Source organism: Granulicella sp. S190 (genome assembly GCF_009766095.1).
Lineage (GTDB): Bacteria > Acidobacteriota > Terriglobia > Terriglobales > Acidobacteriaceae > Edaphobacter.
Map to the genome: position 1 here is coordinate 428,787 of NZ_LMUD01000002.1, position 22,077 is coordinate 450,863.

General features: G+C 52.5%; 16 protein-coding genes. 7 read left to right on the forward strand and 9 right to left on the reverse strand.

Annotation, left to right across the window (positions count from 1 at the left end):
* Positions 1–7: 7 nt before the first annotated feature.
* Entirely contained in the window at positions 8–1,867 is a 1,860-nt protein-coding gene (locus GSQ94_RS01650) for a M1 family aminopeptidase (protein WP_158941562.1), read from the reverse strand.
* A 65-nt stretch (positions 1,868–1,932) separates the two neighbouring features.
* Positions 1,933–2,721 (reverse strand): 23S rRNA (guanosine(2251)-2'-O)-methyltransferase RlmB, encoded by a 789-nt coding sequence (rlmB, locus tag GSQ94_RS01655; RefSeq protein ID WP_158941563.1) that lies wholly within the window; start codon positions 2,719–2,721, stop codon positions 1,933–1,935.
* Positions 2,722–2,898: 177 nt separating this feature from the next.
* Between rlmB and GSQ94_RS01660 the strand changes: the two genes are divergently transcribed.
* The 4 genes from GSQ94_RS01660 to GSQ94_RS01675 are packed head-to-tail and all read left to right on the forward strand — an operon-like array spanning position 2,899 to position 5,253.
* A complete protein-coding gene (locus tag GSQ94_RS01660; protein ID WP_158941564.1) occupies positions 2,899–3,531 on the forward strand; it encodes an RNA polymerase sigma factor in 633 nt (210 codons plus the stop codon).
* Entirely contained in the window at positions 3,528–3,911 is a 384-nt protein-coding gene (locus GSQ94_RS01665; RefSeq protein ID WP_216842982.1) for a hypothetical protein, read from the forward strand. The genes GSQ94_RS01660 and GSQ94_RS01665 overlap by 4 nt, the downstream gene beginning before the upstream one ends.
* Complete coding sequence (locus GSQ94_RS01670; RefSeq protein ID WP_158941565.1) at positions 3,908–4,456, forward strand: zinc ribbon domain-containing protein; 549 nt, start codon at positions 3,908–3,910, stop codon at positions 4,454–4,456. The genes GSQ94_RS01665 and GSQ94_RS01670 overlap by 4 nt, the downstream gene beginning before the upstream one ends.
* 8 nt (positions 4,457–4,464) lie before the next feature.
* Complete coding sequence (locus GSQ94_RS01675) at positions 4,465–5,253, forward strand: LytTR family DNA-binding domain-containing protein (protein ID WP_158941566.1); 789 nt, start codon at positions 4,465–4,467, stop codon at positions 5,251–5,253.
* Positions 5,254–5,348: 95 nt separating this feature from the next.
* Here the strand turns inward: GSQ94_RS01675 and GSQ94_RS01680 are convergent, their stop codons facing one another.
* The 3 genes from GSQ94_RS01680 to GSQ94_RS01695 all read right to left on the reverse strand — a co-directional run bounded on the left by GSQ94_RS01680 (position 5,349) and on the right by GSQ94_RS01695 (position 7,811).
* Entirely contained in the window at positions 5,349–6,017 is a 669-nt protein-coding gene (locus tag GSQ94_RS01680; RefSeq protein ID WP_158941567.1) for a BON domain-containing protein, read from the reverse strand.
* A gap of 107 nt (positions 6,018–6,124) precedes the next feature.
* A complete protein-coding gene (locus GSQ94_RS01685; RefSeq protein ID WP_158941568.1) occupies positions 6,125–6,727 on the reverse strand; it encodes a hypothetical protein in 603 nt (200 codons plus the stop codon).
* A 592-nt stretch (positions 6,728–7,319) separates the two neighbouring features.
* Positions 7,320–7,811, reverse strand: coding sequence for a hypothetical protein (locus GSQ94_RS01695; RefSeq protein WP_158941570.1), 492 nt, complete (start codon positions 7,809–7,811; stop codon positions 7,320–7,322).
* A gap of 99 nt (positions 7,812–7,910) precedes the next feature.
* Here GSQ94_RS01695 and GSQ94_RS01700 point away from each other — a divergent pair, with 99 nt between their 5' ends.
* From GSQ94_RS01700 to GSQ94_RS01710, 3 genes are all read left to right on the forward strand, one after another.
* Positions 7,911–8,261, forward strand: coding sequence for an Mpo1-like protein (locus tag GSQ94_RS01700; RefSeq protein ID WP_216842983.1), 351 nt, complete (start codon positions 7,911–7,913; stop codon positions 8,259–8,261).
* A 974-nt stretch (positions 8,262–9,235) separates the two neighbouring features.
* Positions 9,236–15,697 carry an Ig-like domain repeat protein gene (locus GSQ94_RS01705; protein ID WP_158941571.1) on the forward strand — a complete coding sequence of 2,154 codons (6,462 nt, stop codon included), beginning with the start codon at positions 9,236–9,238 and terminating at the stop codon, positions 15,695–15,697.
* 44 nt (positions 15,698–15,741) lie between these two features.
* The gene (locus GSQ94_RS01710; RefSeq protein ID WP_158941572.1) at positions 15,742–16,266 is read left to right on the forward strand and encodes a hypothetical protein; all 525 of its coding nucleotides are present in this window, start codon (positions 15,742–15,744) and stop codon (positions 16,264–16,266) included.
* Positions 16,267–16,342: 76 nt separating this feature from the next.
* Here the strand turns inward: GSQ94_RS01710 and GSQ94_RS01715 are convergent, their stop codons facing one another.
* The 4 genes from GSQ94_RS01715 to GSQ94_RS21755 all read right to left on the reverse strand — a co-directional run bounded on the left by GSQ94_RS01715 (position 16,343) and on the right by GSQ94_RS21755 (position 22,050).
* Complete coding sequence (locus GSQ94_RS01715; RefSeq protein ID WP_158941573.1) at positions 16,343–17,458, reverse strand: glycoside hydrolase family 130 protein; 1,116 nt, start codon at positions 17,456–17,458, stop codon at positions 16,343–16,345.
* A 628-nt stretch (positions 17,459–18,086) separates the two neighbouring features.
* Positions 18,087–18,713 carry a response regulator transcription factor gene (locus GSQ94_RS01720; RefSeq protein WP_158941574.1) on the reverse strand — a complete coding sequence of 209 codons (627 nt, stop codon included), beginning with the start codon at positions 18,711–18,713 and terminating at the stop codon, positions 18,087–18,089.
* Positions 18,706–21,654 (reverse strand): two-component regulator propeller domain-containing protein, encoded by a 2,949-nt coding sequence (locus GSQ94_RS01725; protein ID WP_158941575.1) that lies wholly within the window; start codon positions 21,652–21,654, stop codon positions 18,706–18,708. The genes GSQ94_RS01720 and GSQ94_RS01725 overlap by 8 nt, the downstream gene beginning before the upstream one ends.
* Positions 21,655–21,735: 81 nt before the next feature.
* A complete protein-coding gene (locus GSQ94_RS21755; protein WP_371417417.1) occupies positions 21,736–22,050 on the reverse strand; it encodes a cytochrome c in 315 nt (104 codons plus the stop codon).
* Between the last annotated feature and the right edge of the window lie 27 nt (positions 22,051–22,077).

The following is a 22,077-nucleotide window of genomic DNA, read 5'->3' on the forward strand; positions in this document are numbered from 1 at the left end:
GCCAGTTCTAATGTGCCTGGATTTGTCGTGTATGAACCGACGCCGCAATCTCTGGCACACTTCCGTCATTCACTAGCACCTCATCCGGCGTACCCTCAAATACGATCCGAGTGGAAGCGCTTGAACGCCCTGCGATCCGCAGCCGCTGCGTCGCTGTCAGCGTGCCGGATCGCACGGTCACTGGTACTTCAGCTGCAGCATCTCCATCGTTTTTCACCTCTACAGACACCAGGAACCCGTGGCCCTTGTCGCCTATCTTTTCGAGAGCTCTCGGAGTTACATTGGCGATACTAAGGTCGGGCAATCCCCGGTCGCGATATATCCAGTCGTCGAAGAACCACGCCAAATCTCGCTTCGAACTCTTCTCCAGAACTCGCTGGAACTCCTTCGGGTCGCTGTCCAGTTTGTCACTTCGGTAAGCCTGCAGAGCACGCTTCAACGCATCATCGCCTACAAGCGATCGCAGCATCCACAGCACAGCCGCAGCCTTGGTCCGGTAGTAAACATCGTCACTCGCAAGGATCAAGCTCTGGCCAGAATCGGCCGTTACTGCTGCGCTCGAGGGATTGGCAGTCGGAGCAGGCTCTACCAAGGCCAGCGTGTTCGCGTCTTTTTGCAGGTACTGTATGGCGACCTCGCGCCCCTGCCCCTGCTCGATCCAAAGCAGAGAAAGAAACTGCGCCATCCCCTCATCCAGCCACACATGTGACGAGCTGAACCATGCGTGGCTTAGCGAGTGCACCAGCGAAGGGGCCAAAACATCAGGCGTCGCGGCACGCATCGGTACGACCAGCAAAGCATCATCCTCAAAGGGCTGACCCTCATGGTCGAGGATGTTGAGCACTCTCAATGGGCCGGCACCCAGCCACTCCGTTAGCAACGGTTGTACCTTCATTGACGCCGCGTCATAACCCGGCAGAGCGTCGTAGTGGTCGGTCACCGCGGAGATCAGGCTATTGTCAGTCACGGTGCCTGCCCGGTCGGTGATAAAAAGACTTGGCACGCAGAACCCCAGGAGGCGTTCGGAGAATTCAGCCGTAGCCACGCCGGGAGACTCAGCCACAGGCAGATTCTGGTTCTCACTCACCTTCACCAATTGCTCGCGACGTCCGCAAAAGAACACAGCATCCGGTGCATCGCCAACATACTCCACTGTCAGTCGCAGGTGAACTGTTGCAGAAGCCTGCCGCAGCTTGGTAAGCCCTACAGTCTGGAAGAGTTTCGCTCCATCACCCAGAAATACCGGTGCGGACGCCGTCGGATACCAAAGAACATCTCCGAATCCGCGCAGTGCCGTCCGTTCGGCGCTGATCTCATCCCAGTCTGCGTGAGCTGCCTGGTCGAGAGGAGCGCCTATCCGCTCCAACCGTTCAGCCGATTGAACCACTTCTCCAGAGTAGAAACCGGTCAACTCGAAAGTCGTGCCCGGCTGTATCGGCTGAGGTAAAGAAACTACGGCCTCCGTCGCCTTCCCGGTGTGATCCGCGTCCGTATCGATTACATGTTGGGTAAAAGTCAACGGTCCGACCCGACCCGCGCTCTGCTGGGAAAAACTCTCCCAGGTCAGCGCGGAAGATATTTGAAACGCAAGCCTCGTCAGAGGCTGCTTCCCGGTGTTTGTCACCCTAAATCTGGCATGTACTGCTAACTTCGACTGCGCCGGCGTGAGATGAACGTCGAGGTCATACGAGGTGAAAGTGAGAGAGTTGCGTTCTTCGTTGCTCACCTCGGCTATCACCTCATTCACCGGCGGCGTCGGTTTTTTTTCTATCTCTGGAGAATCCTGGTTTCGATTGAACAGAACCTTGCCATGGGGGGCAGCAGGATCGCTTGCAGGGGGAGCCTCTTGAGCCTTAGCGTAAGTCAACCCAATTCCAAACATAGTCGCCAGAACTACCCAACGGCCTCCGGCCGATACAACAGCAAAACTCTTCAAGATCCCAGTCCCTTACGTTCCTTCACAGGTTTTTTTGCAGCCGCCGGGGCTACAAGTTGACGCCGTTGCCGCATCGCCTCGTACATTACAATCGCTCCTGCAACCGACACATTGAGCGACGAAACCTGCCCTGCCATCGGGATCCGCAGCAGATGATCGCAGGTCTTCTTGACCAGATCGTGTAGCCCGGCACCTTCGCGTCCGAGCACCAGAACGCAATCACCCTTGAAGTCATACTCGGTGTAGTCTGGCGTTCCGCGCTCGTCGAGTCCAAGAACCCAGACGTGTCTCTGCTTCATCTGCTCCAAAGCACGAACCAGGTTCGTAACACGGGCGATCCGCACATGTTCGGAAGCTCCCGCCGAGGTTTTGGCGACTGTCGCAGTCACGGGGGCAGAACGCCGCTCAGGCAGAATGACTCCATCGACACCCGCGCCATCTGCTGTTCGCAACAGTGCCCCCAGATTGTGCGGATCCTCGACGCCGTCGAGAGCGAGGAAGAACCGGTGTTTCCCCTCTTCCTTTGTGGCCAAGAGATCTTCAATTCCCAGGAATTTACGCTCCCGAACAACCGCCAACACGCCCTGATGAGCATCCGTCCGAGCCAGCCGGGTAAGCTGGTCCCGCGACTCCATCGACACTCGAACTCCAGCTGTTCGGCAGAGTTCGACCAGCCGTTCCAGACGCTCATCCCGGCGCTCCCGGGCGACACTGACATGATCGAGCTGCCGCCCCCCGGATCGGATCGCCTCCTCCACGGGATGCACCCCATATAGAACTTCCATCTCTCAAGTCTACCGCCCGGATTCACCGGTCCGACCAAAAGAAGAGAGAAGTTTTAGAATGGAGAGAGTAAAGGTCGGTTTCGCAGAACTCTGGCACCCTGGAAGGGGATTACTCTTTTTATGGACCGTACTGGCAAAAAGCGAGTCTTCTTGGACCGAAAGATCGTCTCAAGAGATATGCCGATTGCTTCCATCTCGCTGGCAGTTTCTGCTGCTCAGGCATCAAGCGAAAACGCGGCGATCGCCCAGGGCTTGAAGAAGCAGAGCGCGGAGCTTCTGGATGAGCTGATTGAGCTTTATCAGCACCGGCTTCTGAGATATCTACTTTTTCTTACCGGAAAACGCGAGGTTGCGGAAGACCTCTTCCAGGAGACGTGGATGCGTGTCCTGCTCCGAGGAGCTCAGTACAACGGGAAAGCGCGCTTCGACACGTGGCTCTTTACTATTGCGAGAAATCTGGTGATTGACCTCTCTCGAAAGCGCGTGATGGCGAGTCTGGACGAGATGAGTGAGGGAAAAGAGGATGATCGCCCCTTTGAGGTTGCGATCTCCGGGCCCTCACCATTGGAGCAATTTCAATCTCGAGAGAACTGTGCTGAGGTCAGCGAGGTCTTGCTGAAGCTGGAACCTAATTACAGAGAGGTCCTGGTTCTTCGTTTCTATGAAGAACTCTCATTGGATGAGATCGCCACGTTGACGCGGGCGCCTTTATCTACAGTGAAGTCAAGGTTATACCGCGGATTGGCTGCGTTGAAGCCGGAGATGGAGCAGCTTCGCTCCTCTCGCCCCCTTCCGGAGGTCCGGGCATGAGGGATGCTCACGATAAGCCGTTTTTGCTGGATGCTTCTGGATCGTTCCCACGTGAAGAATTGAGAGATCTTAATGTGGGCGCTCGTGCCTCTGTGGTCAATCGAACTCATCGTGTGGTGCGGGAGCGAGCTAAGACGTTGGCTGCCCGGCGTAGCCGCATTCGAAGCATTTCAATTCCTGTTGCCGTTTGTTCCTCTCTTTTCGTCATTATCTGCACGGCGGTCTGGAGTGCTCTGGATGCTTACGACGTAACTCCGAATGGCGTTCCAGATGCAAGCAATCAGTTCTTGGTTCTCTGTCTGTGGTTTTTTCCGGTGTCGATGGCTTTGCTCGCTTTGGTGCTGTTTCGCCGTGCTAGTAAGCGTGAGGTAGCTGGATGATGAGATTTTGGACTCAGGGACCGGATCGGTCGCAGGTTTCGGTGGTGGCGGGAGAGGATGAGTTGAGCATGATTCCGACCTGGTCGGTTCTGCTTGCGATCCTGGTGTTTGGAGCAGTGCAGTACCTGTTTCATGGCGTGCTACCGCACCACAAACATGAGCTGCTACCGATGCGGTTGTTGATGGGTTACTCGTGGGGAACGGCGTTTGCGAGCTATGTTCTGTTGGTGGGATATGTAAGCCGCGACGTGCGTCGGCGGCGAATGCCGGCCGGATTGTGGATGCTCATTGTGGTAGTACTACCAGGTGGAATTGGGGCAGTCGTGTACTTCCTGCTACGTCAGCCCATGCTGATGCCTTGTCCACATTGCAGTACAGAGATCACCTCCAGCGTGCACTTCTGCCCACAATGTCAATTTCAACTTGCTCCTGTGTGTGGACGATGCTTTCGCGGAGTCCAGATTACGGATGTGTACTGCACGCAATGTGGACATGATCTTGCCGAGGACCATGCGCCAGCTCGCCTGCGCGTATATAGTGACTAGTTGCGAGCATGTCACTGACAGCCCTTATCATCGACGACGAGCCATTGGCCCGGCAAGAGCTTCAATACCTCTTGGAGCGTACGGGGGGGGTCGAGGTTCTGGCGCAAGGTACTAATGGGATTGAGGCCGTGGAGCTGATACGGACGCATAAGCCTGATCTTGTATTCCTGGACGTACAGATGCCGGGACTGGATGGTTTTGGCGTCCTGAAGAAGTTGCTGGACCGCAAGGTTCCGATGCCACAGGTGGTTTTTGCTACTGCGTTCAATCAGTATGCGGTCCGAGCCTTCGAGGTGAATGCAATTGATTACCTGCTCAAGCCTTTTGATCGGAAGCGGGTGATGCAAACGATTGAAAAGGCCCAGGCCCGGTTAGTGACTCCCGCGGAGTCGGCAAGTGATGCCAAACTGGATGCGCTGCTACGGCTGGTAGAAGAGCAGACGCAGGTTCCGAAGGCGAGCTCGGGCAAGGTAATCGTTCGGGCGCAGAGCCGATTATTGCTGGTGGATCAGCGCGAGATCTGCTTCGCTTCGATCGAAGAGGGCACAATCAGTGTTGTCACGCGGACGGTTGAGGGCCACTCGAACTGCCGTACGCTGGAAGAGCTGATGGATCAGCTAGATCCTGAAACATTCTGGCGGGCGCATCGATCCTATGTGGTGAATATTCAACATATACGGGAAGTCGTGCCATGGTTCAAATCCAGCTATCAGCTGCGGATGGATGACGCTCAGAAGACCGAGATCCCTGTGAGCCGCGCCCAGACCAAACGTCTGAGAGAGCTGTTTAATCTGTGAATCCGCTCACTTATCTGTAAGCCTATTATTTGAAATGATTTAGGGACGTGGGTTTGGGGGCCGGCGTGGGTGGCCAGCCGGCCCCTAGAGTAAAACTACTTTTCTTTTGGTTTTGACGCGGAGCCTTGGACGATTAGATCGTTATCGACGCTGAAGGCCCCGGGAGCTGTGTTTGCCTGCACTCCCGCAATCGAGGAGTCCATCTGATTGAGAACGACACCGTAGAGGGTCACATTCCCGTTCTTTACGATGATATGTATAGCGTGATACCCAATCGGTGGTGTGTTGGTGATGCCACCTGCTGCGAGTGCGATGCCAGCGCCAGGTCCGATGGCACGACCAAGGGAGCCTTGGTTGGCGTTGTATTTCCTTAATGTCGGTTGAGTGTAGATGCGGTTGTAGACAGAGGCGCGAACACGATCATCTGCGGGGGAGTAGGGAAGAACCTCGATCTGATTGTCGACGGATTCGATTCCCTGGATACCTTTAATCGCGTTTTCGGCGTCACTCTTCAGAGTAGGGCGAGAGGCATAACCCTTGAGGACGAGAGTTTTGCCGTGGATGCCGAAGGTGATCCAGTCGAAGACTCCATAGGTGGAGAGGTTGCGGAGCTTTTTCTGAACCTCTTGTACGATGCGAAGCGTATCTTCCTGTGACCAGGTCGGGCCGGCGGCGGCGTCTTGAGCGATAAGGGCCGGCGCAGAAAGAGTGAAGACGAGCGATGCAGCCAGGGCCGGTAATACTCGACGAAACAAGCGAGACATAGTTCTCTCCGGTTGCTAGATTTTGGCTTCCGGCAGAAAGATACGCTATGAAAGGAGTTGAGTCCAGAGTTTGATGCTGATTATCCGTTCTGTGCCACGTTAGGCGACTACCAATCGTGCCAACGCCTGTGATTGAAGTCGATCGTGTAAACGGCTCCCAAGGTGGTTGACTTCGGATTGATGCTGCCTGATGGAACGGCAGGTGTGTCCCAGTGCTGATGTTGAAAATCGACTTTTACAGCCAAATTGCGTCCGAGACGGTAGTCCAATCCAACCCCGGGTGAGAGAACGAGGGTATTTGAGGTGATGTAACGAATGTCTCCGAAAGCATAGCCGCCTTCGAGATAGTCGATTGCGCCACGACCTATCAAGAAGTTCGCGTAAGGGCGGAGACGACCCAGCGAATACCCGATCTTTGGGCCGAGGAGGAAGCTCTTCTGGCTGCTGATGGTTCCTTCCTGCGCAGGATATGATCCGCGGATTTCGAAAGCTGGTCTGGCGAATCGGTACGTGAGGAGGGCTACGTCAACTCCTGCGGTGACGTCAAGATTTTCCCCTCTCTCTAGATCGGTAAAGGTGGCTGTCCCGCCGGTGAAGGCCAGGAGTTGCAGTGATTGTGTTGCAGTAGGAGTTGTTTGTGCGATCGCGTGATCGATTAGGCAGACTGCCATGAGTAGGGTCAATATTGTCATCATTTGTTTAGCCTTCATTCCGAACGCCTGACTCTTCTTCTGCGAAGAAACCGCGAGAGCGTGTCTTCTCGGCAGTATTGGCTGCGCGGAAAGAAGCAATTCCTCGATTAAGCACAAAGCTTTGATCTCACGAGTCAGCACGGTAAATAGCGTTCAAGACGCTTGCTCTCAAGAGAGTTATCGGCGTGTTTGCGACAATACTTATCGCTCTCTATCAAAGAGCCAGGCTGGACGACCCGATACGCACGATGCTTCTGCGTACTGACGCATGGCAGTAGGGTTGATGGGGAACGCCAAGGGACAATGATGTGAAATACTTTGGCTGATGAAACTCTGGGTAGGACGACTGCTTCGACTCTTGGTGATACTGACGGGGGCGGCTGGAGCGTTATGGCTTGTGGATTGGGCGGCGATTAGCGTTCGCGTATCGCATGGTACGGCTTACCGGGTGGTGCAGGTTAATCAGTTTCTAGCTACTCCATTGAAGGGGAATAAGGTGGAGTATGACTTCATGGGTATGGTGCCAGTCTCCTGTAGTCGGTCTATTTTCCCGCAGGAGGGGAACTCCGCGTGCTGGTGGCTCGAGCGTCATAGTACCCAATGGGAGTAATTAGACTTCAAAGAGCAAGTGAACGATTTTTCTGGCAAGCTCCTCGGGCTGGTAAAAACGTTTGGGGCTGCCTCCGAATGATTCTTGAACGAAAAGAGTGTCGTCGTCCGTGACTTGAAAGGTGAAGTGATGTGGCTTGCGGTCAGTAGTCGTACCGGTGGCGATTCCAAGCCCTTTAGCATAATCGAGAACGATACTAGAGTTCTGGTGAGTGATATGCGCGTCGAACCACGGAAAACGGCTGCGGACGAGTGTGACTTCAGCAGGGCCTTTGGTTTGAATGGTGGTGTCGGATGCAGTCACGTCACCTTGAAGTTGACGCTTGATTTCGTTGATGTCTTCTTCCAGGCACAGCACGAAGCTAGTGAAAAACGGCTTGCCCTGAGCAGCGATTACTCCAGCCTGATGCTGAGATCTGCCATACTCTTCTGCGGCTTCGTGAGATTTTTGCTTGATGTCCTGTGCGAGATTGGCGATCCACTCCTTAGCCATGCTAGTGACTGCTCCTTTATCTGTTTCGCCTGAAAGGCCTGCCAAGTTTCGTTATTGATTAGATGGCGAAGGCGTGCGAAAGGCAGTCTGATGGGTGTTGTGACAATTTTGGTTGCCGCGACGAAGATGCGAGAGTATGGTTTCGCCATGGTCGGCGGACGAAGTTGGGAGAGTTGGATAGCGGAGTACTCGGAGAGCCATCAGCATCCGCTGAACCGACTGACTCATACCTTTGGGATACCGATTATTATGCTGTCGTTGCCGCTGCTGGTAGCGGCGATTGTGTGGCATAAGCTGTTGTGGGTGGCGGTGGCACTCTTTTGTTTCGGGTGGCTGCTGCAGTTCATAGGCCATGCGATCGAAGGCAAGCCGCCGGAGTTCTTTAAAGACTGGCGTTTCTTGCTGGTGGGGTCTCGCTGGTGGGTTGCGAAGATGCGAGGGAAGCTTTAGGCACTTTGTGTAATCCATCGGAGCGCCGTGTGGGGTGGATGAGGTGGAACCTCGATCATCAAAGTCTTAGGTGCAACTGCGACTGAAATGTTTCCCCCTTGTCTCAAACGCCTATATTTAGCTGTAGATGGCTGATCTTCTCTATGTGGGTTTCAATACTGATTTCGGGCTTGTCTAATCACTTATTTGGGCAACAGGACGGATCGAATGCTCCCTCGTCTCTTCTCAGCACAGAGGACCAACCTTTTTGCAAGAAAGTACGAGGTAATTGTTTGACGTTCGTAGGCGCCGGTCGCCTAATACCTACAACTTCTGTTGAACAGTCTGTAGAAACCCTTGCGCGATGGTTTGGCCTTTCCGACAGACAGGCAAACAAGTGTTTCCAAACTTCGTTACCTTTGGTTCAATCTCATACCTCACGAGCTAAGGGGTTTTGGCTTCAAGCACAGACAAAGCAGTGACTAAAGCAAACGACTACTCATAGTTCATAGTGCATTGCTTGTACTGTCGTCGATGTAAGCCGGGGAAGCGGATTTTCTATGCTTGTTATCGATGCTTTCCATTCCAACAAAATGCAGGGTCTGATGAAGGCGGCGAACCTCTGTCGCAGAACCCGTGCAACTTAAGGGTAATGTCCCGCTCAATAAAACTTACCTAAAGTCATGGTTACCAACGGGTCACCTTCCCGTGTGTGATCTCTGGCGTCTCTCCCGATTCTGAGCTACGTCGCGACTTCCATCTCCTTTGTTGAGCCTCTGAGGTGAACCATGCTCGCACTTGTTCGATTTGCTAAGCTTTTCTGCCTGAACCTTGAACTAGCATTATTAACCGGCTTTCGCCGCGGCCTTCATGAGTCATCTGAGCGATGGTCTCAAGTGCGACTCCGTAGTCTATTTGCTCTCATGATATGTGCTCTTGCGACGTATGCTTATGCATCGCCAGTAACGTTGCCGGGTGTTACGGCTGTGGGAGGTGTGTCTGCTGTCCAGACGGTATCTGTCGTTGTTACGGTTGGCGGTCAGTTGGGCAAGATAAGCGCCCTTACGGGCGGGGTCGCGAATCTGGATTTTGCTCTGTCGGGTACCGGCACCTGCTTGACCGGAGGTGCGCTTGTTGTAGGTCAGATCTGCAGCTTTCCGGTAACGTTCAGTCCGAAGTATCCCGGTCAACACATTGGAGCGGTTGTTTTGTTTGACGCTTCAGGAATGCCGCTCGGAAATACGTGGCTTGTAGCGACGGCAAGTGGTCCGCTTGCGTTGTTTGTTCCTGGAATTATCAATACGGTTGCTGGAGACGAATCATGGATCTATCGCGGAGACGGGCTGCCTGCTACCGCTTCGCCGATCTTTCTGCCGTTTGGTGTCGCAGTAGATCCGGCTGGGAATCTATTTATCGCGGATTCCAGCAATAATCGAATTCGACGGGTCGATGCCGCTTCGCAACTAATGTCTACCTTTGCCGGGAATGGTAACGCTGGAAATAGTGGCGACGGCGGACTCGCTACCCTAGCTTCGCTCAGTCTGCCGACCTCGGTTGCTCTTGACGGTGCGGGCAATCTGTACTTCGCCGATAGTAATAACCACGCGATTCGCATGGTTACTGCTGTTACGGGGATCATAACTACAGTTGCAGGCGTGCTTGGATCACAGGGTTATTCGGGTGACGGAGGCAGTGCGATCCATGCTCATCTGGACACGCCCGATTCCGTTGCTATCGATCCGGTGAATGGTTATCTCTACATTGCGGATAGTGGAAACAACGTGATCCGTCGCGTCAATCTTGCTACTGGGATTATCTCGGCTTTTGCAGGCAATCATACGGCAGCCTATACAGGAGATGGTGGGCCGGCTATCAACGCGAGTCTCAATGGACCCTGGAGTGCGACCGTGGGTCCTGATGGACAGATTTATATAGCCGATCAGAATAATCACTGCGTTCGGAAGGTTGCGCTCAACGGCACGATAAGTACGATTGCGGGCAGCGGAGCTTCTGGTTTTTCTGGCGATGGTGGACCGGCGAGCGGCGCAGTATTGGACAGCCCAGCGGCAACGACGATCGACACAGCAGGAAATATTTATATTGCTGACTCGGGTAATAACCGGGTTCGCAAAGTGAATGCAGCGACCGGAGAGATTGATACGGTTGTCGGCAGTGACCTGGAATCCTTCAGTGGCGATGGCGGGGCTGCAAATGGAGCGGGCATGTACGGGCCCTATGGAATGGCTCTTGATGGATCAGGGAATCTTTATGTCAGTGATGTGTTTCACAATCGAATACGTCTGGTACAAAGCATCAATGCAGTGTTGAATTTTCCAACTATCCGTGTTCAGCGCGTTTCAGGTACGCAGGATGAAGAGCTCGAGAATGATGGCAATGCGCAGCTCAATATCTCTGCTCTGAACTCTGGTGTAAACACGCAACTGGATCCTGTGGCCACCACCTGTTCTACTAGCGTGCCGATGGCCTCCGCTCTTAATTGCATTATCGGGGCGCAGTTTGCGCCAACGATCATTGGCAACACTGTAACGGGGGTCATCACCGTTACATCGGATTCGCCGAACAGTCCGCAGACACTTACCCTGAGTGGCAAAGTGCTGACTCTGGATCCGTCCACGATAACTCTCAACACCAGTGGATCTCCTTCCGCGACAGGTTCCCTTGTTACGTTCACTGTCGCAGTGACGAGCACCGGAGTGACACCGACCGGCATCGTCACTTTTCTTGATGGATCCGTGACGATTGGGACAGCTACCCTAAACAGCGCCGGCGTAGCACTTTTCCCGACGCAGTCACTGGCGAGCGGGACGCACGTCATTACAGCCAGCTATGCGGGCGACTCGAACACGGCGCCGGGAACTTCTTCCGCTGTAACGCAGATTGTGAAGGACGGTACCTCGGTCTCTTTGTCTTCAAGTCCGAATCCTTCTACCCCGCTGGCCAGCGTGACCTTCTCTGCGCTCGTTGTTGGAACATCGGGAATTCCCACCGGAAGCGTCTCGTTTCTGGATGGAGGAGTCCGCCTTGGAACCGTCAACTTAGATGCCACAGGTGCAGCTAGTTTCAGTACGTCGGCTCTTATTGTGGGAACACACCACATAACAGCGAGTTACAGCGGAGACGCCAATTCCATTGCAAGTACATCGTCGCAACTCAACCAGACCGTTGTTGCGTCCATAACTACGACAACGCTGATTACAAGCAACTCGGACATACCTTTCGGAACGTCCATTACGTTTACGGCGAACGTGGTCGGGACCGGTTCCGTAACGCCCACGGGAACCATCTCGTTTCTGGATGGCACCACGACTCTTGGAACACTGACATTGGATAGTCATGGGTCAGCAGCTCTTGTCATCTCATCTTTGTCGGTCGGGCCACACTCAATTCACGCAGCATATCAAGGCGACGCGAACAACGGTGCCAGCACCTCTCCCGCGGTACAGCAGACTATTGAACTAATTCCAACGACGACGTCAGTTGCATCAAATGCGAGCAATGCTCCGGCAGGGTCAAGCATTCAATTGACTGCAACCATTGTGCCTGCGTCCTCGGTTCCTTCAAGCCCCATCACTGGAACTGTAACGTTTATGGATGGAGCAACCACACTCGGTGCCGGAACGGTGAGTGGTGGTTCCGTTACGATCACTCTTAGCTCACTCGCAGTGGGACAGCACACTATTCTCGCGATCTACGGAGGATCCGCAATCTACGCGGGTAGCATATCTTCTACTATCACGCAGAAGGTGCAGCAAGCGGTTACTTCAGGGACGCTGATAGCTTCCGCTAACCCTTCTATTGCCGGAAAGAGTGACACACTCACTGTTTCGATCATGAGCAACGGAGGAGTACCGACCGGCATCGTGACCTTTATGGATGGCACAACGGTTCTCGGTACAGCGGCGCTAAATCCTCAAGGGGTTGCAAGCTTCACAGTGCCTTCTTTCTCTACTGGAACTCACACGATCACTGCCGTGTACGGTGGGGATAATAACAATCTAGGAACCACGCCGACCTTAACTTTGATGGTTCAACAAGCTACCACGGGTATAGTACTTGCTACTTCGGGAAGCCCATCTACGGCCGGATTGCCGATCACTCTAAGCGCAACGGTTACTGGCAATGGGTCTGCCCCCACAGGCTCAGTCACCTTTTATGATGGTTCGGTTGCTCTCGGTTCGAGCCCAATCAATGCAGCCGGGCTTGGTACGCTCTCGGTTTCATCTCTGACGGTAGGATCACATTCGTTGACTGGCGCTTACTCCGGAGATGCTTATAATGGCGCGAGTGTTTCACCATCCATCACACAGGTTGTTGTGAAGGCAACGACAACCATCTCTCTGACTGCCAGCGCTTCGACCACGCCAGTTGGGGCTCCTGTCCAGTTCACCGCTACGGTGACCGGAACTTCAGGAGCGTTGACCGGCACGGTTCAGTTTATGGATGGATCGACAGTAATCGGCAGTCCTTCTCTAGCTAATGGAACAGCGGTCTTCAGTACATCGAGTCTCATCGTTGGAGAACACATCATCACTGCCGTTTACCTTGGCGATACCGATGATAGAACTAGTACGTCGGCCGGTCTGACGCATATTGTTTCCCCGGTCACCACGATTGCTCTCGCAACGAGCCAGAATCCTATCAGTGCCGGAGCCAATGTGACATTCACTGCGGCAGTTGGCGGATCAAACCCCGTGCCAACCGGAATAGTCACCTTCCACGATGGCGCTTCAACTTTGGCAGCGGTAACTCTTAATGCAGCCGGAGTTGCCGTCTTCAACACAACCAGCTTGGCTATTGGTACCCACTTGATTACAGCTTCATATGGTGGAGATTCTAATAATAACGCGGCGCTCTCTTCGACTGTAAGCCAGTCGGTGCAACGCGCAACGACCCAAACTGCAATGGCAGTCAGCGCTGTTACTTCAATCCTCAACTCTGCCGAAACATTGACGGTTACCGTCACTGGATCAGGAGGTATTCCGGGTGGATTAGTTACGTTCCTCGATGGGACATCTGTTCTCGGTACCGCAAGCCTCAGTGCCAACGGCTCCGCCAGTCTTACCGTTTCGAGTCTTTCTCTTGGGCAGCATACTTTATCGGCCAGCTACGCCGGGGATACCAACGACAATCCATCTTCGTCGCTGGCTCAAACCATCACAGTCAACAAAAGTGCGCCAAGCCTGACGTTGGTCTCCAGCAGCAATCCCTCGGTTGCGGGACTCCAGGTTGTCTTCACCTCCAACCTTAGCGGTACGACTGTTGCTCCGACTGGCAACATCTCCTTCACTGATGGCACAACAGTCCTTGGATCTTCGCCAATTGCAGCGAATGGAATCGCTACTTTCGCTACGTCGACGCTTTCTGTTGGCCAGCACACAATCGTAGCGACCTATATCGGAGACGCCAATAATGGCGCTGCAACTTCGGTCGGAGTTCCACAGGTGATTCAGCAGTCCACGAGTGCCGTCACACTCAGCTCCAATAAAAATCCTGCACTCCTTGGAGAGGTCGTAACGTTTGCTATGACAGTAAGCGGGACGGGCTCCCAACCTACCGGTACAGTGGTGCTTCGTGATGGGGCAAATAGTATCGGTACCGTTGGGATCGATGTGAACGGTCTGGCTACTATCTCGCTCTCCAGCTTATCGATTGGAGCACACACGCTTATTGCGACCTATAACGGAGACTCAAGTCATCCTGGCAGCGTATCGGTGACGGTTTTGGAAACAGTCTTGCAGCAAACAGCCACGTCTCTTGCCTCCAGCGCCAATCCATCGTTATCGGGAACTTCGTTGACCTTTACGGCAGTCGTATCAGGCATCGGAGGTTCTCCTGTAACTGGAACAGTTGCATTTAGGGATGGAAGCAGCGTGATTGGCACGAGTATCGTGGGAACGGCGGGCGTATCGACGTACACCACAAATGCATTGAGCGCCGGACAACATTCAATTGTTGCTACTTATAGCGGGGACAGCGTCAGCCAAATCAGCAGTAGTTCTGTTTTGGTGCAGACGGTGCAAAATAGCAATACAACAACTGTTCTCAGTACGTCGGGTACACCCTCCGTCGCTGGCACCCCGTTGACTCTTACCGCTCAAGTAACAGGCAAGGGAACAGCTCCATCTGGGCCTGTGAACTTCGAGGACGGAACGACAATCATTGGAACAGCATCAGTTGGGGTCAATGGTATCGCGACTCTCACAACATCTTCACTCTCAGCTGGGCAGCATATTCTCCTCGCAATTTATCAAGGGGATGGCAATACGCTTACTAGTACTTCCAACCCTGTTTTGCAAAATATTGAACAGCGCACCACTGTAACACTCACTGCGATCAGCAGTTTGGGCACAGTCACCGGTACAAGCACAGGGCCCTCTCTTGTCGGGAGTCCGATCACGTTTACGGCTGTAGTGACAGGCCGCAACGCTACGAGCCTGCCGACAGGGTCGGTTTCGTTATCTGACGGCTCTTCAGCCTTGGCTACTTCCAGTGTGAATAGTGCCGGTATCGCAACGTTCACTGTCTCGACTCTGGTTCTCGGGTCGCATACCCTGACCGCTAGCTACGGAGGCGATACCCAAAACTTTCCTGGAACTTCAGCTGCACTGACTGAGGTTATACAGCTTCATGCTTCGACGAATACGTTAACTATTGGTTCGGGCACTGTCATAGAAAACAAACCATTTACTCTCGTGGCGACATTGCAAGGAGATGCGGCGGTCCCCCCGTCGGGCACGGTGGTCTTCAGTACTGGAGGTACCACGCTTGGCAGCGCAACGCTAAATGCATCCGGCATTGCTACTCTTACAACAAGTTTGGCGTTAGGCACTTATAGTCCAATCGCTACCTATCAAGGAGACAACTTGTATTCGGGTTCTGTGTCGAATGTGACCTCTCTGACAGTAATTCGGGCGACCAACTTCACCATTGCTTTGAATCCGCCAACGATGCAGATGAAGACTACACAGCACAACACAGTTCAACTTACGCTCACTTCGATTCAGAACTTTACCGACTTGCTATCTCTTGGATGTGTCGGTCTGCCACGAGCAGCTACATGCACTTTTGCCTCAGATCAGGTATCACTCGACGCGAACGGCCACCAAACAATTAGTCTGACGATCGATACGGGATCTCCACTGACCGCAGGAAGCATCGCAAAAACTGATGAGCCATCGGCCAGTAGAGTCGTACTTTCCTTTTTGCCAGGAGGACTCATTCTCGCCTTGTCGCTGTTGCGATCGCGGCGAGCGAATCGTCTGCTTAGCGGTCTTTTGCTAGCTATGCTCTTCACTGGAGCTATGGTGATTACGGGTTGCGGCGGACTCGATGTCCACGGCACGCCCGCTGGTACCTACACCTTCAACGTGACCGCTATCGGAAGCAAGACAGCGGCAACCCAGTCTGCTCCGATGACCTTGACGGTGAGTCAGTGATGATTCAACTTAATGGCTCACGGTCTCATTGGAGATTGGCTCGAGTGTTTGTTACTGTGTTGCTTTTCACCGCCGGGGCAACTCTAATTAAAGCTCAGGCAATAGCAACCGCTACGGGGCCCGGGCCGAGGTGGTTGGTCGGCGGGACCTACTCTTTTTTTGCAGCTGACTACGGCAAACGCGATCTTGGAGGCGGGTCTGGTTTCGTGGACTACACTCGTTCGGAGAAAGTCAGCTATGAAGCAGAGGTTCGTTTTCTTACTATTAACGAGGAAGTTGGCACGCATCAATCAACTTACCTCATCGGAGGAAAATTTCCTTATCGCAAACGCTGGGCGACCGCATACGGTAAAGTTCTTATCGGAGACGGTCGTTTTCACTTTCCTTACGATTACGCGGATGGAAGTTATTTTGTGCTCGCCCCTGGCGGGGGGGTCGATCTGGCGCTAGGAAGAAGCCGTTACAGTGTTCGATTGATTGATTTTGAATATCAATGGTGGCTTAATTTTCCGTTTGGAACGTTGCGGCCATATGGAGCAAGCACTGGCTTCGCAGTTCACTTTCATTAGACATCGTGTGTTGATAAGCCGCTTGTCAAGGCAGGAAAATTTGCATTGCTTGTACTTGACTTACGAAATTGAAGAGTCATTTATTCGATGCCGGAGCAGTGACCACAGCTACGAGTGAGTCAGCACAGCCGTAGTAGAGAAACCATTCATTATGAAAGTAAACTAGACCCTCGGCAAAGGTTGTCCCGGCGGGGTATTGTCCAGTTTTTTCATAGCTCTTAGTCGGTTTCAGAACAGGATGCTCGGTCTGTTTGATAAGTCGGGCGGGATCATGACTATCGAAAAGAGCTTCTCCGGCTGCGTAAGCGTTAGGCCCCATATCTGGATCACCGCCGGTTGCAGCATTCTTCCCGTTATAGAGAACAACAATTCCGGCGGAGGTGAGTATCGGTGGAGGACCTGTTTCTGGAAATGTGCTATCGAAATGCTGCGGGCGCGGGCGCAGTACTTCAATGAGATCTGCTTGTTTATTTTCTAGTGGACTCCAATGAATGAGGTCTTTTGAAGTCGCAAGATGAATAGCTCCTTCGCCCCAATACATCCAGTATTTGCCTTTGATTTTGACAGCGATGAGGCGGCTATTGTTTAACTGTGTCACAATTCCTGCCGACTTATATTTGAGCTGAATATACTTACCGTCCGATGCACTTGCGAATGCAGGGCCAAATTTTTTCCAGTGAATCAGATCGGATGAGGTCGCAATTCCCACAGAATAAGTGTTGCGGTTCCATTGAGTGTAGGTCAAAACATAAACTCCCGTACTTGTTTCGACTATGCGTGGATCTTCGACACCTCCCGGCCATTCACGAGATTGTTGATTGTCTTTTGCGGGATAGAAAACAGGCTGGTCACGTCTTATGAAATGAATACCGTCATCGCTCTCAGCTAAGCCGAGCCGCGAAGTATGTTCGCCTATCTGCATGGTGCCAGAGGCATCTTCTGCACGGTACAGTACGTAAATTTTTCCGTCTCTGACGATAGCGGCGGGATTGAAGGTATGGAGAGTCTCCCAGTGAACTGGGGCCTCAAGAACGGGATCAAAGAAAAATGTGCTGGGGTCAGGAGTGATGACAGGATTTCCGTTTGCTGGACGACTGAAGGGCCCCATCTCCCATGGCACTGCACTTTGTCCAGAGAGAGGACTCGCGATGAACCATGTCCCAACTAACACCAACAAGTCGATTATCTTCATAACTACAAAGTATAGGCCAGTAGAGTTTGAGCTTTTGAAGCGCCGGTTCACACGCTAAATATGGAGTTAGGCGAATCGTCACAACGTTCAGACCGTTATCTAGATGCCTGTTTTATGGTGTATGGAACTGAAAAGCGGCCAATCTGCAGGATAGAGTTACTCGAAGGAGGCCATATGCGAAAAGATTCAACGCGTGAACCGTTTGCTAAGTGATGAGCCACAGTGATCCCACGTGGGTCCCCGCTTAAGGCGTCATAAAATTTGACAAGAAGTGTATCTTCACTTCGCTGCCAGCCGATGACATAGTTACCGATCGGTAAGGTTACGTCTCCAAAGGTTATGGGGGACTGCACTAAAAGGTAGTGAGAATACTTACCATCGGCCGAATAGCCAGCTGTGATCAGAACAACTCCGGCGATAATATTCCCATGTGAGTCAGTGATGCCCGATGCAGTACGCATCTCCGTTTCGATTCGTTCTTTTTCTACCGACGCACGAGCTGGCAAAGCGTTCTGCAACTCCGCGGGAGTAGCGACGCGCCAGGAAGACTGCGGTTGAGCCAAGATAAAAGGCGATAGCAAAAAGTTCAGAAACAAAACTAAGAGAGACGATCGCATTGGATATGATCTCATTTGAGGTGAACTATGCCGCGCTGAAGAGCGACAGTTGCGGCATGAGTGCGATCGCTGACACCGAGTTTGCCGAGCAGGCTATTGATATGAGACTTGACGGTCGCTTCGGTGATATGAAGATCGAAGGCTATGTCCTTATTTGCACGGCCTGCCACTATGCGTTCCAGAACTCTCAGCTCACGGTTAGTCAGGGCCTGCGTGCTCATGCGTTCAGCCAGTTTTTCTGCGATGGCTGGCGAGATCAAGGTTTTTCCGCTATGCACAGCCTGAATGGTCGAGATGAGTTCTTCGACGGTCATGCCCTTAAGAAGATAGGCTTTCGCGCCAGCTTGGAGAGAACGGAAGATGTCTTCGTCTCCGTCGAATGTGGTAAGCACAATAAATCTTGCGCTTGGGTCGTCGGTACGAATCTTCAGGATAGAATCAACCCCCCCGAGATTCGGAAGCTGCAAATCCATCAGCGTGACATCCGGCCGCAAGTTTCGATAAAGTTCGACAGCCTGGAGACCGTCGCTGGCTTCTCCCACAACCTCTATGCCGGGCATGATATTGAGTAATGCGACGAGGCCCTGACGAACGACGTGATGGTCATCTACTATAAGAATGCGAATCCGTTCAGCCATTAGATGTGGCCCCTTTTTCTTCAGCGATCGGTACTTCCAACATAACTTTGGTCCCAGTTCCGGAGACGCCTTCTACTATAAGTTGGGCGTGAATCTGAGCTGCTCGCTCGCGCATACCTTGAAGGCCGAAGTGTCCATTCTTCGAAACGGCTTTCTCAACCAAATTGAAACCGCAGCCGTCGTCAGAGATGACTAATATCAATCGTTTTGGATCGTAACGAAGATCTATCAATACTTGGGTGGCGCTCGCGTGGCGCGAAACATTTTCCAGGGATTCCTGTGCTATACGAAAAACCTCATCTTCTAATGAGCGTACCAAAGGCCGATACGAGCCGGTGATGTTGAGGTGGGCATTCAGCCCTTTTTTATTCCACTGTTCGACGAGGCTTGTGAAACGTGTAGGTAAACTCTCTTGCGTAACTACAGCTCGAAGATTCCAGATGCTTCGACGCGCTTCTGCAAGTCCCTCGCGTACATAAACTCGAGTTCGGTCGATCTGCTGACTGGCGGCGGAGATCTTGGATTGAGCGAGAAGTTGACCGGCAATTTCGAGTTGAACCGAGACGCCAACGAAGCTTTGGGCCAATGTATCGTGGATTTCCCTAGCCATGCGGTTTCGCTCGGCCAGGACCGCCTGAAACCGTGATTGAAGACCTCGAACACGGATGCGGTACAAGAAAAACGTGAGGGCCGCGACTGCAACGAGGATCAAAAGTAGAAACCAAAAGCGGCGGTAGAACGGAGGTTGTACGTAGAAAGAAATCTGCGCTCCTATCTCATTCCATACACCATCGTTATTTGCTGCTTGCACGCGAAATCGATATCGGCGCGGCGGCAGGTTAGTGTAGTAAGCAATACGGCGTGAACCCACTTCGTTCCATTCCTTATCAAAGCCCTCAAGAATGTAACGGTAGTGAACTTTAGCTGGAGCTGTGTAGCTAAGGCCGGCGTATTCAACTACAAAGTTGATGTGACCTGATGTAACGTTTTGTTCTGCGCGTGTTATCGGTAGGTCGACCCCATCTGTGGTGAATCTTTCGATGACGACTGGTGGAGGAACAGCGTTTTTTACCGAATGTTTGGGATCTGTGATAGCAACACCCCTTCTGGTTGCAAACCAGAGTAGTCCGTCTTTTGCCCTATAAGCAGATGGATGGCCAACTGCGATAGATTCTTCGGTAGGCATGCCATCAGCGCGTCCATAGGTCACTGGATGGGGATTACAGGTAGAAGAGGAGCCGCATTTGATAAGCAGAGAAGCAGAAACTTTAGTGATACCGCGGTCGGAGCTAAGCCAAAGATTGCCAAGGTCGTCTTCGATGATCGAGTCTATAGTTTGCGGTAAATCCTTTCGATGTAAAGAGGTGAAGCCGATTCCCGATAAGACGTTGAGGCCCTCTCCTTTTGTTCCAATCCATAACATTCCGTTCGGACCTTCCGCAAGAGAAGTAATGGTATCGCCGGAGAGTCCACTGATTTTTGTAAATGTCGCTATTTCGCTGTTTTGAATGCGCGAAAGGCCATTGAGCGTACCGATCCACAAAGTGTGAGAGTTGGAGGCATGGGACAGAAGAAGGGCACCAACAAGATCGCTTCCGAGACCGTCGGCCCGTGTAAGGGTGACGAACCGACCGTTCTGCCAGTGCGCAAGGCCACGACGTGTTCCAACCCAGAGAGAGCCGTCATCATCCATGAGAATCGATCGGATCAAGTCGTCGGGTAGTCCGTCAGCAGAGGTGTAGTTCTGAACCTTTGTACCGTGGATGTGATTTAAGCCGTCAGGGGTCCCTACCCAAACGCTGCCGTCCGCTCCTGCCGCTAATGACAGAATGGTTTCACTAAGAAGACCGGTTTGAGTAGAAAAGTGGTGAACGATACCAGCGTGCCAGCTATCGAGTCCATTGCTACTAGTCCCGACCCATATTGAACCATCGGTTGTCTGTGTGATCGCTGTGATTGCATGATCAGAGATCCGCTCGATAGTGCGAAAATTTTGCTGACGCAAGATGTTAAGGCCGCCTGTTTCTGTTCCTACCCAAAGGTTTCCCTCCTTGTCCTGCATGAGAGAAAGAATACTGCTGCCACCAAGGGCTGAGATGGCTCGCGGGCTCTTCGTACCGTCGAGTACGAAGAGCCCTTTGTCAGTACCTATCCATAATTCTCCTTGTGAACCGGCGAGTACAGATTGGATGTGTGAGTTCGGAAGTTTACTATCTCGAAGCAGGGGGGAGCTCTGACCATTTTGCAACAGGAGGAGGCTCTTCTTAGTCTGGTACCAGAGACTGTGGTCGGGCATAAGACCGATGCCTATGATCTTCGTCTCTTCAGAGGCGTGCAAAAGCGATTGGGGAATGACGCGGCTATTTTGGTATTGAAAGATACTGGAACCGGATGCGATTCGAACGATGCCGTCGTCAGCACGGACCATCGCGGAGGGGATGGCTGAGGATGGAAATAATAAGGGGGAGGACTGCTTGCCGTCGAAGCGACTGATGCCATTGGTTGTAAGCACTAAAAGAAAACCGTCGTCTGATATAGCAAGGTTAGTTATGCGACCAGAGGGCAATCCATCCCCTGCAAAATAACGGCGGAATCTTCCCCCGATGTATTGAATGAGACCATCGGCAGTTCCGATCCAAAGAGCTCCAGAATGATCTTGAGCAAAACAGCAGGTGTCATCACTTGTAAATGCAGGCGTGTTCTCTAGATTGAATATCTTGAAGTCAATACCATTGAAGCGAGCTATACCACCCTCGGTTGCAATCCAGATGTAACCGTCGGAGGCTTGAAAGATCTGATGGACACTGTTTTGAGGAAGACCGTTTTCCGTTGACCAGGATTGATGGCCTAGGTTCTCTTCCTGACAGGGAGACGGAGTTCCAAGCAAAATCCACAGAGTGGCAAAGCTCGATACGAAATGGAGATACTGACGTAGATTCATGCGGAGGTTCAATGCATGCGAAGAGTGAGAACATCATTGCTTCAGTCTGAATAATAATCACTGACCTAAGAACATGTACTGCTATTTCGGCTTGTCATGACAGGAGCGGAGATAGTAGACAAGGTCGTCCACTTCAGATTTTTTCAGAATCTTGGCGAAAGATGGCATCTCGCTCCCTCCTTGAAGTATTTGGCCGCGAATCTTTGAGGATTTCAATGTGAGTCCTACTCCGGATAGATCTGGCCCCTTTGTACCGCCTTGTCCCCGAATAGTGTGGCAATGCTGACATCCGTTATCTACGAAGATTGCTGCTCCGCGTTGTTCGGCTGCAGATGACGCAAACGCTGGAACGCAAGCCATTGCTATTAGTGTTAGCACGATACCAAGCGAATTCATTGAGGAGAAGTTTCTATTAGGGCAATG

Bases quoted from the DNA above. Each gene is read 5' to 3' on its own strand.
- rlmB (WP_158941563.1), bottom strand. From the start codon at position 2,721: ATGGAAGTTCTATATGGGGTGCATCCCGTGGAGGAGGCGATCCGATCC.
- GSQ94_RS01660 (WP_158941564.1), top strand. From the start codon at position 2,899: ATGCCGATTGCTTCCATCTCGCTGGCAGTTTCTGCTGCTCAGGCATCA.
- GSQ94_RS01665 (WP_216842982.1), top strand. From the start codon at position 3,528: ATGAGGGATGCTCACGATAAGCCGTTTTTGCTGGATGCTTCTGGATCG.
- GSQ94_RS01670 (WP_158941565.1), top strand. From the start codon at position 3,908: ATGATGAGATTTTGGACTCAGGGACCGGATCGGTCGCAGGTTTCGGTG.
- GSQ94_RS01675 (WP_158941566.1), top strand. From the start codon at position 4,465: ATGTCACTGACAGCCCTTATCATCGACGACGAGCCATTGGCCCGGCAA.
- GSQ94_RS01680 (WP_158941567.1), bottom strand. From the start codon at position 6,017: ATGTCTCGCTTGTTTCGTCGAGTATTACCGGCCCTGGCTGCATCGCTC.
- GSQ94_RS01685 (WP_158941568.1), bottom strand. From the start codon at position 6,727: ATGAAGGCTAAACAAATGATGACAATATTGACCCTACTCATGGCAGTC.
- GSQ94_RS01695 (WP_158941570.1), bottom strand. From the start codon at position 7,811: ATGGCTAAGGAGTGGATCGCCAATCTCGCACAGGACATCAAGCAAAAA.
- GSQ94_RS01715 (WP_158941573.1), bottom strand. From the start codon at position 17,458: ATGAAGATAATCGACTTGTTGGTGTTAGTTGGGACATGGTTCATCGCG.
- GSQ94_RS01720 (WP_158941574.1), bottom strand. From the start codon at position 18,713: ATGGCTGAACGGATTCGCATTCTTATAGTAGATGACCATCACGTCGTT.
- GSQ94_RS01725 (WP_158941575.1), bottom strand. From the start codon at position 21,654: ATGAATCTACGTCAGTATCTCCATTTCGTATCGAGCTTTGCCACTCTG.
- GSQ94_RS21755 (WP_371417417.1), bottom strand. From the start codon at position 22,050: ATGAATTCGCTTGGTATCGTGCTAACACTAATAGCAATGGCTTGCGTT.